General features: G+C 65.6%; 10 protein-coding genes. 4 read left to right on the forward strand and 6 right to left on the reverse strand.

Going from position 1 to position 12224, the window contains the following annotated elements; all coding sequences use genetic code 11:
* Window positions 1–79: 79 nt before the first annotated feature.
* Window positions 80–1162, forward strand: coding sequence for a branched-chain amino acid aminotransferase (locus G6P88_RS17380; RefSeq protein WP_165324309.1), 1083 nt, complete (start codon window positions 80–82; stop codon window positions 1160–1162).
* 42 nt (window positions 1163–1204) lie between these two features.
* On the opposite strand, the gene G6P88_RS17385 is transcribed toward G6P88_RS17380, so the two are convergent.
* Together G6P88_RS17385 and G6P88_RS17390 are read right to left on the reverse strand one after the other, a co-directional pair.
* On the reverse strand, window positions 1205–3781 hold the full coding sequence (locus G6P88_RS17385; RefSeq protein ID WP_165324310.1) for a DUF2309 domain-containing protein: 2577 nt from the start codon (window positions 3779–3781) through the stop codon (window positions 1205–1207).
* A 28-nt stretch (window positions 3782–3809) separates the two neighbouring features.
* Window positions 3810–5174, reverse strand: a complete 1365-nt coding sequence (locus G6P88_RS17390) for a proton-conducting transporter transmembrane domain-containing protein (protein ID WP_165324311.1) — start codon at window positions 5172–5174, stop codon at window positions 3810–3812.
* 101 nt (window positions 5175–5275) lie between these two features.
* On the opposite strand from G6P88_RS17390, the gene G6P88_RS17395 reads away from it, so the two are divergent.
* The 3 genes from G6P88_RS17395 to G6P88_RS17405 all read left to right on the forward strand — a co-directional run bounded on the left by G6P88_RS17395 (window position 5276) and on the right by G6P88_RS17405 (window position 8310).
* A complete protein-coding gene (locus G6P88_RS17395) occupies window positions 5276–6142 on the forward strand; it encodes a LysR substrate-binding domain-containing protein (protein WP_206335811.1) in 867 nt (288 codons plus the stop codon).
* A 104-nt stretch (window positions 6143–6246) separates the two neighbouring features.
* The gene (locus tag G6P88_RS17400) at window positions 6247–7077 is read left to right on the forward strand and encodes a DUF6671 family protein (RefSeq protein WP_165324313.1); all 831 of its coding nucleotides are present in this window, start codon (window positions 6247–6249) and stop codon (window positions 7075–7077) included.
* Window positions 7078–7185: 108 nt separating this feature from the next.
* Window positions 7186–8310 (forward strand): GGDEF domain-containing protein, encoded by a 1125-nt coding sequence (locus tag G6P88_RS17405; RefSeq protein WP_165324314.1) that lies wholly within the window; start codon window positions 7186–7188, stop codon window positions 8308–8310.
* Between the two features lie 24 nt (window positions 8311–8334).
* Here the strand turns inward: G6P88_RS17405 and G6P88_RS17410 are convergent, their stop codons facing one another.
* The 4 genes from G6P88_RS17410 to G6P88_RS17425 all read right to left on the reverse strand — a co-directional run bounded on the left by G6P88_RS17410 (window position 8335) and on the right by G6P88_RS17425 (window position 12100).
* Window positions 8335–9678, reverse strand: a complete 1344-nt coding sequence (locus G6P88_RS17410) for an amidohydrolase family protein (protein ID WP_165324315.1) — start codon at window positions 9676–9678, stop codon at window positions 8335–8337.
* A 2-nt stretch (window positions 9679–9680) separates the two neighbouring features.
* Window positions 9681–11066 (reverse strand): metal-dependent hydrolase family protein, encoded by a 1386-nt coding sequence (locus tag G6P88_RS17415; protein WP_165324316.1) that lies wholly within the window; start codon window positions 11064–11066, stop codon window positions 9681–9683.
* A 108-nt stretch (window positions 11067–11174) separates the two neighbouring features.
* Window positions 11175–11582 (reverse strand): VOC family protein, encoded by a 408-nt coding sequence (locus G6P88_RS17420; protein WP_165324317.1) that lies wholly within the window; start codon window positions 11580–11582, stop codon window positions 11175–11177.
* Window positions 11583–11608: 26 nt separating this feature from the next.
* A complete protein-coding gene (locus G6P88_RS17425) occupies window positions 11609–12100 on the reverse strand; it encodes a MarR family winged helix-turn-helix transcriptional regulator (RefSeq protein WP_165324318.1) in 492 nt (163 codons plus the stop codon).
* Window positions 12101–12224 lie beyond the last annotated feature (124 nt).

Here is a 12224-nt window from a genome sequence, read left to right on the forward strand (position 1 = left end):
CGGACGCACTGCGCAAAGCGCTTCCACCGCGCCCGATCAGGCTTTAAGGGCTTCGCCCAAATCCATCTTCAGGTGAACCATGGCAGATTCTGTGCAGTTCCAGACGATCCCCAACCCCAACCAGCTTTCCGCCGAGGCGCGGGCGCAGCTGATCGCGGAGCCGGGCTTCGGCAAGGTCTTCACCGATCATATGGTCACCATCGAATGGACCGAGGAAGCCGGCTGGCACGACGCCCGCGTCCGTGCCCGCGAGCCTTTCTCGATCGATCCGGCCAGCGCCGTGCTGCATTATGCGCAGGAGATCTTCGAGGGGATGAAGGCCTATCGCGGGAGCGACGGCGCGATCACCCTGTTCCGCCCGGAAGAAAATGCGCGCCGCTTCAACCAGTCGGCGCACCGCATGGCGATGCCCGAGCTGCCCGCGGAGTTGTTCCTCGAGGCGATCGAGAGGCTGGTCGCGATCGACGCCGAGTGGATTCCGGCGGGCGAGGGCAGCCTCTATCTGCGCCCCTTCATGTTCGCCAACGACGTGTTCCTCGGCGTGCGCCCGGCCAAACGCTACGTCTTCTGCGTGATCGCCTCGCCGGTCGGCGCCTATTTCAAGGGCGGCGCCAAGCCGATCAGCGTCTGGGTATCGGACAATTACAGCCGCGCTGCTGCCGGCGGCACGGGAGCGGCCAAGTGCGGCGGCAACTATGCCGGTAGCCTGATCGCGCAGGCCGAGGCGATCGAACATGGCTGCGACCAAGTCGTCTTCCTCGACGCCGCCGAGCATCGCTGGGTCGAGGAACTGGGCGGCATGAACATCTTCTTCGTGTTCGACGACGGCACGGTGAAGACGCCGCCGCTCGGCACGATCCTGCCCGGCATCACCCGCGCCTCGGTGATCGCACTCGCCCGCGACAAAGGCATATCGGTCGAAGAGGCTCGCTATGGTTTCGACCAGTGGCAGGCCGATGCGCAGAGCGGCCGCCTGCGCGAGGTGTTCGTGTGCGGCACCGCGGCGACGATCGTCAGCGTCGGCCGGATCCTGCACAGTGGCGGCGAGTTCCTGATCGGCTCCGGCGACGCCGGGCCGATGACGCAGGACCTGCGCGACCGGCTGGTCGCCATCCAGCGCGGCGAGACCAACGACCAGTTCGGCTGGCGCCGCACGATCTGAAGCGGATACCGGGCGGCGCTGGCGTGCCGCCCGGTCCGTTTGTCAGACGCTATAGTGCCCCTGCGCCCAGCCATTGGTGGCCGACGATAGCGGCATGATGCCGTCGCTCGACACCCAGCGATGCGCTGCCTTGTCGAGCGGGTCGATCACGATCAGCTTGACCCAGCCATTGCCGAACAGCCGGCTCAGGATCGGCGTCTCCATCACGATACGGTCGACCCGGTCGAGCGGGGCATGGACGACCGTCAACAGCCGCTGCGGCACATGATAGGGCGTGCCGTCGTCGTTGAAGAGCGACTGGCGCGGAAGGCCGACGCAGAGGTCGCCGTCATTGCCCTGCAGCACCCCGAAGCCGCCGATGATGTTATGGGTCGACTTGTCTCCGGCCCCGTAGGCTGCATTGTCGATCGTCGAGAAGAGATATTGGCAGTTGATCCACTGTGCGACGATCATCGGCGCGGTCAGGATCGTCTTAAGCGCCGAGCCGTCATTGTCCTGTCGCCAGTCATAGCTGTGCAGGAAGGCGCGCCCGTCGAGGTCGATATCGCGGCTGATCGAGCGTGGGCCGACGATGAAGGCGGCGTTGCGCGACAGGCCCCATTCGGGGCGCACCTCGCCCCAGTGCAGCGCAGCGGTGCGTTGGCCCTCGACCGTCCGGCCGAGGCGCGCCGCGCGCCAGCCGCAGGTTTCGTTGGCCGCATCCTCGACGTCCATGCGCAGCAACTCGAAATCCTCCTGGTGCGAAGCCGGGATGTTCCAGCTTTCGTAGAACAGGATTTCGTCGGTGCTGGTGTTGTGCTGGGCGGCAAGAAAATAACTGTCCTCGGGGATCATTACCCCATCGGCGCGCAGGTGACTCCGCACCCGATCGTCGTTCAGGATCGCCGCCAGCGCGCGGGCGTTGGGGCCACCTGAGCGGCCCCCACAGGCGCCGCAGTCGAGCGAGCCGACGAACGCATTGTTGACCGCGCTGGCGCCGTGCCCGACCAGGAGCACGATGCGCCCGAGCGCCTCCGCCTTGAGGCCGGTGAGAGCGAACAGGTTGCGCGCATAATCGGCCTTGTTCACCAGCGTCATGCCATCGGTGGCCGCGTGATCATGATCGTGGTCGTGGCTCGCGGTGCATGCCCCCATCAGCGGATCGAGCGCATCGCGGCCCGGCGGCACCAGCTTCTGCGCCAGCCTGGGCGCCCAATTGCGGATTGCCAGCATCGCTGCGGCCAGCGGTCCGGCGGCCTCGGCGGTCGCGAAGCTGGTGACGATGCCCTGCTTCGCCGATCCTGCAAGGCTGTTGAGGCTCGTCGCCCCGCGGATCCGCTCGATCATGCGATGCGCTTCCTCTTCTGCACCGGCAACCGGGCGGGTCTCGAGGTCATGCTGCGGTTCGAGGAGGACCGGCAGCTGCCGCTTGCGCCTGCTGTCGAGCGGCGAACGCAGCGCGATCGGCAGGCCGAAGAAGCCGGCATAGCCCAGCGTCTCATAATCGCCGCGCTGCTCGATCGCGCGCCGCAGCGGTTCCGAGCGAACGTCGATGCAGAAGATCATCTGCGCTGCCGGACGGGCCTTGCCGCCATCATGGCCACGGACGTGCTTGCGCAGGCCGGAAACGACCTGGCTCTCCAACTGCCGCTCGGCAGCGGTCATGAAGAGATAGGCCAGATCGGCGTAGGATAGCCCGGCAATATGCCGCACGATCGCCTTGGCCTCGCCCTCCAGACGGTCGAGCGTCAGGAAATCGAGCGAGAAGTGGCGCGCGAGGTCGTCGCGCGCGTCGTTCGCGAAAGACGGCGGCGCCTTCGGCAGCGGATCCAGCCGGTCGATCAGGGTCCACAGGCCGAGCAGGTCGGTCAGCGTCGCCGGAGCGCCACGCGACACGTCCGGGTCTGCCTTCTCGCTGCGCCAGCGGATGTGGCCGGCCCAGCCCGGCAGGCGGGTCAGCATGGTGCGGAGCCAGTGCAGGCGCACCTCGGGCTGGTCGGGCTTGTCGAGCAGGGTCAGGCGGATCGCTTCGAGCGGATTGGACGGCATAGCGTCAACCAGCGTCTCGGCTTCATTGCCTGCCAGTGCCGCGAAGTCGGGATCGTCGAGGGCCATGTCGAGGATCGCGGCGTACAGGCCGCGTTCGCGCCCCGGCATCGGCATCGCTGCGACGCCCTGGTCGAAGAAGACGGCACACCATTTGGCGAGAAACGCTTCGCCAGGGCCTGAGCTGCGCGGAGCCTCTGCATCCGGCTCGGCACGCTCCTCGATTTCCAGCAGCCGTGCCGACAGAAGGTCCAGCGCGGTGATGCCGGGCAGGACCTTGCGGAACGCCATGTCGGGGCCGCCGAGATGCTCGACCGCGATCTGCATAAGCAGGACGCGATCGACCTTGCCTTGCTCAAGCAGGCGGCGCCACTTGGCGAGCGCCATCCCTGCGCGCGCGCCGAACAATTCTCCCGCCCGGCTGATGGCGTCCGCGAAGGGAAGGTCCTCGAAGCCGGCGAGCGGATTGACCGCGATCGGGCTTTCGAGCGGCCACAGCGGCGCCACGACCTGGGAGGCGATCTGGACGAGGTCCTGTACATCCCCGGCGGAGAGGGTTTGCTGCTTGGGGCGTTCTTTCAGGAGAAGCGACATGGCGGTTTCCTTGAAGAGAGGAGGGGGTTCAGGCGCGGACAGCGCCAGCGTTGAGCAGGCGGACGTAGAGCCAGCGGGGCAGTTGCCGGGCGGCAGCCGAAGGCTTGAACTGCCACAGCAGCGCCAGCGAGAAGAGCAGGGCCAGGGCAAGCTGGGCGCCGGCGGGCAGGATCGGCGGTGCACTGCGCTGGTAGAGGCTTTCGGCCGCGAACAGGCCGAGCATGTGGACCCCGATCAGGGTCGCCACCATCAACCCGCTGCCGACCATCTGCGCTGTGCGGCCGCTGCTCTGCGGAAGCGTCAGGAAGGTGAGGATCGCGGTCATCAGGGCGAAGGCCATCGGTAGGAAGGCCGGCGCCTGCGGATCGACGATCCCGGCGGCGAACCCGGCGCCCAGCACGAGGACGCTGACCCCGAGGGCAGCGAGGACCGGCGGGCGGACCCGCTCGATCTGCGGTGCCCGGATCGTCATGCCGGTGCCGAGGAAAAGCCAGGCCTTGAACAGGCCATGAGCAACGATGTGCCAGAGCGCGGCGGCATAGGCGCCGAGGCCGCAGGTCAGGATCATGAAGCTCATCTGCGAAACGGTCGAGCCAGCCAGAGCCCGCTTCACGTCGGGGCGCACGATCATGACCCCAATCCCGTAGAGCGCGCCGATCGCACCTATGCCGACCAGCGTCAGGCGGACCACCGGGGCCGCTTCAAGGAGCGGGGCGAAGCGCAGCAGCAGGAAGCCGCCGGCGTTGACCATCCCCGCGTGCATCAGCGCCGAAACGGGGGTGGGAGCGGTCATCGAAGCCAGCAGCCAGCGCGAGAGCGGCGGGATGGCGCAGCGGGCCAGGGCGGCAATGGCGAGCAGGGCCGCAGCGAGTTCGGCGGAGAAGCTGGGCATCTGTGAAACCCGAGCAACGATGTCGGCGATCGATGCGGTACCGAACCGCCAGCTCAGCAGGCCGAGGCCCAGGACCAGCGCGGCATCGGTCGTCATGAAGCTGTTGGCGGCAAGGCGCGCCGACTGCCGGGCCGAGGACCAGCCCTGCACATGGCCGATCAGCCGGGCGAGGAAGAAGCCGCTGGCGACCCATCCTGCCGCGAAGACCAGAACATGATTGGTGGTCAGAAAGGAGGCCGTCGCCGTGAGCAGGCCGAGCATGTTACCAAAATAGCGCGGCGCTCCGGACGCTCGCATGTGGCGACGCGAATAGGTAACGATCGACGCCGCTACGAGCAGCACCAGGCCCACCATCGCTGCCGTCAGGCCGTCGAGCGCAAACAGCGGGACAGCATGGTCGACCACCGTCATGACGGCAAAGAAGAATGCCGCAGCGACAATCAGGAGAGGCTGAGCGGGCGACTGTTTTTCGACCTGGGCCGAAGCAGGTGTGGAATGCATGGGATGATGCTCCTTTCGCGGCCGATATGAGTTCTGGACCTGCATTGGTAAAACGAGTTATTGAAATCCTATTCATTGATTAAATGCATGAATGGGTGCCGATGCTGAGGAATCTCGATCTCGACCTGCTTCGCTGCTTCGTCACAATCGCCGATGCAGGCAGCTTCACCCGCGCTGGGGAGCGGCTAGGGCGGACGCAATCGACCATCAGCCTGCAAGTGAAGCGGCTGGAGGACATGTTGGGGCGCAGCCTGATTCACCGCACGTCGCGTTCGCTGCAATTGACGTCGGAGGGCCAGCGGCTACTGGGCACGGCGCGCAAGCTGCTGCTCCTCAACGACAAGGCGGTCGCGGAAATTTTCGAGCCCGACATCGCGGGCGCCGTCCGGCTGGGAGTCCCCGAGGATTTCGCCACGGCGCACCTGCCGACAGTGTTGGCACAGTTCACCGAAGCGCATCCGCTGGTCGAACTGGAAGTGACCTGCGATCTGACGCTCAACCTGCTCGAACGCTTTCACAGCGGGGCGTTCGACCTGGTGCTGGTCAAGCGCGAGCCGACACTCGCTACGACGGTGGGGGGTATGCGCGTATGGCGCGAGCCCCTCGTCTGGGTTGCGCGCGACCGGAGTGCGGCGGACGGCAAGGAGACGCTGCCCTTGATCGTGTCCCCGCAACCCTGCGTGTATCGCAAGCGCGCGATCGACGCCTTGGAAGCGCTCGGGCGCCCCTGGCGAATAGCCTATACGTCCACCAGCCTTGCCGGCGCCCAGGCGGCGGTCCGGGCCGGACTGGGCGTGACGGTGTTGCCGCGCGAGATGGTGCCGGAAACCCTCCTGCCGGTGGGGCCGGAGGCGGGCCTGCCCGCGCTGGCGGACACCGAAATAGCCTTGCTGGAGGCTGCAGGCATCTCAGATACGGCGCACAAACTGAGTCAGCATATCGTGGAAGCGCTCGAGCGAGGCGCCTGAAGAGGGCTTTTACTCTCAACCATTCGGATTTCCGATGTTTGCCATGAGATCAATTCATTTTGTCATGGTCTGCTTCGTGGCTAGCGGGCAGGGTGGAGGGATCCATGGATATTGCGGGCCGGACGGCTGTCATCGTCACGATGCACGACAAGGAATCCGTCATCGAAGCGGGGCTTGCCGGCTTGGGTCTGCGCTTCCTTCCGCCGCCTAAGATCGACACCGACGGCTTCGGCACGTTCAGCGGCGAAATCCCGAGGACCGGATCGCAGCGTGACGCGCTGCTGGCCAAGGCCGGTGCCGGATTGGACGCGGTGGCGGCCGCAGACTTTGCGCTTGCCAGCGAGGGCGCCTTCGGCCCGCACCCCGTTCATGGCTTCGTGCCGGGCGGTCGGGAACTGGTCGTTCTTCTCGACCGGTCGAGCGGTCGGCACGTTATCGGCGAGGATCTGACGCTAGACACCAATTTCGCCAGCTGCGACGCACGCTCCTTGAGCGAGGCGCAGGATTTCGCACAGCGCATCGGTTTTCCAGACCATGGACTGCTGCTGGCCCCACCGGGGGGAGGCGGGCCCTTCCTCAAGAATGTTCGCGATGGCGCAGCGTTCGATTCGACGATTGCTGCGTTGCTGGCCGGGCATGGCGGCGTCCATCTTCGCACCGACATGCGAGCGCATCGAAACCCGACCCGCAGGGCCTCGATCGCGCGCGCCGTGACCGACCTCGCGCTTCGTCTCGACCAGCGCTGCCCCGATTGCGGGTTTCCGGACTGGCGCGGGGTCCTCCGCGCCGGTCGACGCTGTGGCTGGTGCGGCACGGAAACGCAGGACAGCGCGGATCGATTCTACCGGTGCCGGAGCTGTGGGCTCGAACGCGTCGAGCCGATCGATCCCGGCCGGATGGCCGATCCCGTGCACTGTCCGTCCTGCAACCCCTGAATTACGACCGGCGGCGCGCATTGGGGGTCTATCGCCGGGCGCGGAATTCGCGCATGGATACAGCTTGTTAATGGCCCTGTGCGATGGCCGGCGCGGGTTCGCATGATCATGTCCACGCTTCCAGACGTCGAAACGCTGCGCCTGTGCAGCATGCTCGCTTCCGCAGCGTTCGGGCTGGTCTTTACCATGCTCTGGTGGCGCGAGCGCAGCGCACTTCATATGCTCTGCTGGGCAGCAAGCTCCTTTCTCTATGCACTCACCATCATCGGGTTCGGCATCGTGGGGCGAGATGCCTTCGGGTTGACCAGCCTGCTGTTCGGTGGCCTCGCTTCGTCCAACATCCTGGGCGTCAGCGGCATGCGCAGCCTCGAAGGGCGCAGCCCGTTCCAGTGGTGGATGCTCCTGCCGATCGTGGCCGCGCCAAGCCTCCATGGCCTGCCGCGCCTCGCGATCGCGACCGGGCATCTGCCCCTGGACAGCGTGTTGCCCCAGATCGGCGACGCTATCGGCCTGTCCCTGTCGATGATCCTCGTCGGTTGTGCCTTCCTGTTCGGCCGGACAGCCTATCGCACCGCGGGGCACCGGATCGTCGGTTGCGCCCAGCTAGCCTATGTTCCCGCCTATGCGCTCTCAGTGGCGGGAGAGTTCGGGACATTGCGCGACGTCGAACTGCTCGCGCTGCTTGGCATGCTGTCCGATCAATTGCTGCTGGGCATTTTGAACATGGGGTTGCTTTCGATCCCGATCGAGCGCGCGCAGCGCGATCTTCGACAGGCGGCCCTGCGTGACACGCTCACCGGCGCCTGGAACAGGGCCGGGTTGCATGAACAGATGGGGCGGCTGATCGAGCCGGGCGCATCGGTGCTCGTGATCGACATCGACCATTTCAAGACGATCAACGACCGGCATGGTCATGCCGCAGGAGACGCCATCCTGGCCCTGATCGGCCGCGAAGCCGCGCTTTTCGCGTTGGAGGACGGCGGAGAGCTCGGTCGGCTGGGCGGAGACGAATTCGCGATCCTGCTGCCCGCAAGCTGCGAGGATGCGCTGGGCTTTGCCGAAGGGCTGCGCGCACGGCTGGCGCGCAAGACGGCGATCGTTCACGACTGGAGCGTCAGCATGGGCCTTGCGGCAGTTCAGCCGGGTGAGAGCGATTTCGACGCAGCGCTCCACCGCGCCGACATTTCGCTGTACCGTGCTAAGGCGCATGGGCGAGGGCGGGTGGCGGCCTGAACCGCGGGCCCGCACTCTGGCGGCTCAGAAATCTCGACGCCGCTTTTGCGGACCGCCGGCCATGGGCAGCCTGTCCTCGTCGATCAGCGCACCGGCCTTGATCACCACGACGATCGCCTTGGCGTTGTTAATGTCGGCGGTAGGATCGGCGCTCAGTAGAACGGCATCGGCAACCTTTCCCGGAGCGATCGAGCCGAGTTCGTCCTCGCGGCCCAGATGGCGCGCGCTGTTGAGGGTCGCCATGCGGATGATCTCGCCCGGCTTCACACCGGCTGCCTGCATAAGCTCCATCTCCCGGTGCACTGCAGGGCCGACCGACTGGTCCGTGCCGATCGCGATCACCCCGCCTGCCGCGTCGATCTTGCGCAAATTCTCCTGCGCGATCGGGGTCATCAGCTTCATCCACCAGGTCCAGCTGCGCTCCTTCCATTCGGCGCGTGTCTTGGACTTGAGCTCGGCGATCTGCTGCTTGCTGTAGGAGGCGGCATAAAGCGGCTGGTCGAGATATTCGGGATGCTCGACAAGCCGGCTATAGCCCTCCCCGATCGTGAGCGTGGTCGCCATCGGCGTCTTCTTGGCCCCCATCAGCTTGACGAAGCCGTCGCTGACCGGGCCCTGGATGACCGGGTGGGCCAGACTGTCGACGCCGGCATAGATCGCCTCGATCGCGCGCAGTTCGCTTGAGGTGTGCGCGGTCGTGCGGATGCCGCGCTCGTTATAATATTGGATGATGTTCTGCATCAGGTCGAGGGGCAGCAGCGAGATCATCGGCCGCGAGCCCCAGCCATGTTCCTCCAGCGTGAGCTTGACGATGTCGGGCTTCTGCTCGGCGATATGCTTGTCGAGCGCCGGCTTCGCCTGCGGCCAGCTGTCGACCTCAACGCCCATCGCAGAGCCGTGGCTGCCCGGATAGGTGACGAGATTGCCCGTGGCGAGAATGCGCGGGGAGAGGATCTTGCCGGCGCGCTCCTCGTCACGCAGGGTCAGGATGAAGCGCGCATCATTGCCCGCATCATAGATGGTGGTGACGCCCGAATAGAGGAAGCTCGCGAGCGCCTGGACGCCCTGGTCGTGCTTCTTCTCGGGGTTATAGGGACCGCCGAGATGGATGTGGACGTCCATCAGGCCCGGGATCATCCAGCGGCCGGTCGCATCGATGCGGCGACCTTTCAACTGCGATGCCGCGACGGTCGGCGTGACTGCGACGAACCTGCCGTCGTCGATGGCCACGCTCATGTCGGGCTGGGCCGCCCCGCCCGTGCCGTCGACGAGCGTGACATGGTCGAAGATGATCGCCTCGGCGTGCGCGACCGCGCCGGCGACCAGCATCGAGCCTGCGAGCAGAAAGCCCCGGATAAGCGTTTTCATTTTCACAGCCCCGTCTCCCCGGCCTTGCCGTCCTTCTTGAAAATGATGCCGTCGCGCATGACGAAATCGACCGTCAGAACCGCGCGGATATCGGCCAGCGGGTCGCCCTCCAGCGCGACGATGTCCGCCGCCAGGCCCGGGGCGATGCTGCCCCGGTCGGCCACGCCGCCGGCCTTGGCCGCGTTGACCGTCCCCGTCTTCAGCGCCTCCATCGGCGTCATGCCCGCCTCGACATATTCGAGCATCTCGTAGCCATTGGTGCCGTGGGGCGCGATGCCGTTATCGGTGCCCAGAGCGATCGGAACGCCCAGGCGGATCGCCGCGCGGACCATCTTCTTGGGCTGGTCGCCCAACTGGTAGAGTTTGGCCAGCGAATTGGAGGCAAGGTTCTTGAACGGCCCCTGACGAACCTTCTCCGGCGTATCGCCGACCCAGGTGATCGGCCAGACCGTCGGGATCAGCCAGGTGCCGTGCTGCTTCATCAGCTTCAGGCTTTCCTCGTCGGCCCACATCGCATGCTCGATGGAGTCATAGCCGGCGCGCACCGCGGCATCGATGCCGCTCTTGCCATGGGCGTGGGTGGTGACCTTGCGGCCCATCGCATGGCCCGCATCGACGATCGCGCGCAGTTCCTCGTCGGTGAACTGCTGCCCGGTGCCCGCGTCGGACTCGTCCAGCACGCCGCCCGTGACGTGGACCTTGATGACGTCGGCGCCATATTTGATCGCGTTGCGGACCGCGCGGCGACAGTCGTCGGCGCCGTCGCACACGCCCGGCCGGATCTGCGCCTCCATCAGGTCGCGGCGGAGGCCATGGGCGTCCGCATGGCCGTTGGTCGGGCTGATTCCTTCGCCGGCGGCGATGATCTTGGGCCCGGGGACGATTCCGTCACGGATGGCGTCGCGAAGGGCGAACAGCGAGTCGCCCGGCGATCCCAGGTCGCGGACCGTGGTGAAGCCGGCCATCAGCGTGCGATAGCCATTGGCATAGGCGTTGATCGCGAAATATTCTGGGCCTTCCTTCAGCCGCGTCATCGGGTTGCGCGCCGATCCGCCCGAGCTGAGATGGACGTGCATGTCCATGAAGCCCGGCAGCACGAAGCGGTTCTTCAGGTCGATCACGCGCGTATCGGCCGGCAGGCCCAGTGCGGCAGCATCGAGATAGCCGCTGCGGACCGCAAGGATCTTGCCGTCGCGCGTGACGATGGTCGCCTGTTCCACGACTTTCTCGCCCGGCACGGCAAGCAGCTTTCCGGCATGGAGTATCGTCGGCAGCGCGGCGGGAGCGGTAGGATGCGGCGGGGTACCAGGAACGGGGGTCGTCTCGGCGAAGCCCGGCGCGGCGAGCGCCAGGGCCAGAGCGGCTGCACAGCCGATAAATATCTTCATTCCATCCCCCTGTTCGGCGACAGCAAGGAGGCTAACGCGATATTCCCGATAATGAAATATGAAAATGCATATTAAAATGGCGTGGAAGACTCTGCCTTTCGAGCCCGGTCAGTCGATCCATTCGAAGAATTCGACCGTGTAGCCCTCGGGGTCGCGAACCTTGAACTCGATCGTCCGGCCGTCGCAGCCGATGTGCAGTCCGCGCCCGGTGCCGGGCAGCTGATGGGCGAAGAGCCGCTGATGCCATTCCTGCAAGGCGCTCGTCTGGATCGACAGGATCGCGCCTTTGTTCGTGCCGGCAATCGGCTGCTGGCTGCCGGCGCCATCGCCGACCAGCGCGAGATGGCTGCTGGCGTGGATGCGAAACAGGGCCAGGCCATCGAGCGTCATGACCTTCTCGAACCCGATCACCTCTTCGTACCAGGCGGTCGCCGCTGCGAGATCGGCATAGTAGAACATGGTCAGGACGCCATCGACCTTGGGGATGGATGGCAGAGCGTGTCCGGCATTCGACATGCGATCATCTAGCGGCAAGATCGCGCTCAATCATAGAGGTCGATGTTGTTTTCGATGCGCCGAAGTGTTTCGCGAAACAGATCGAGCGTCTCCGCCGATATGCCCTCGAGCGCGATTCGTTCATGGGCATAAGCGGAATGCCGGATCGAGGCGAAGGTCTCGGCGCCCTTGTCCGTCAGCGTGATGTCGATCATCCGCGAGTCTTCCGCCGACACGCGCCGCTCGACCATTCCGTCCTTTTCCAGCTGGACGACGACTCGGCTGACGGTCGGCTGCTCCATCAAGGTCTGCTCCACGATTCCGCTGATGCTCAGCGTACCGCTCGAATGGAGCACGCTCATGATGCGCCACTGCGACAGGTTGATGCCCAGCGCGCGCATCCGGCCCTGCAGGCGGACGTTCAGCCGGTTCGTGACCCGATAGAGCTGATAGGGCAGATAATCGTCCAGCCAGCGGTCCCCCTTTTCCAGATCCACGGGGCCAGCGGGCTTGCTCTCCTGATGCTTGTTGCTGCTCATATGCGATCGATCCCCAACATTCTTCGCATCTAGGGGGCTGCGGCGCGTGCACGCAACAAAATCTATATGCAAAAGGATATATTTTTGAATATAGAGACTGCGGAAGCGCGAAAAGAGGACTTAC

This window comes from Rhizorhabdus phycosphaerae (genome assembly GCF_011044255.1).
In the GTDB taxonomy this organism is placed as follows: Bacteria; Pseudomonadota; Alphaproteobacteria; order Sphingomonadales; family Sphingomonadaceae; genus Rhizorhabdus; species Rhizorhabdus phycosphaerae.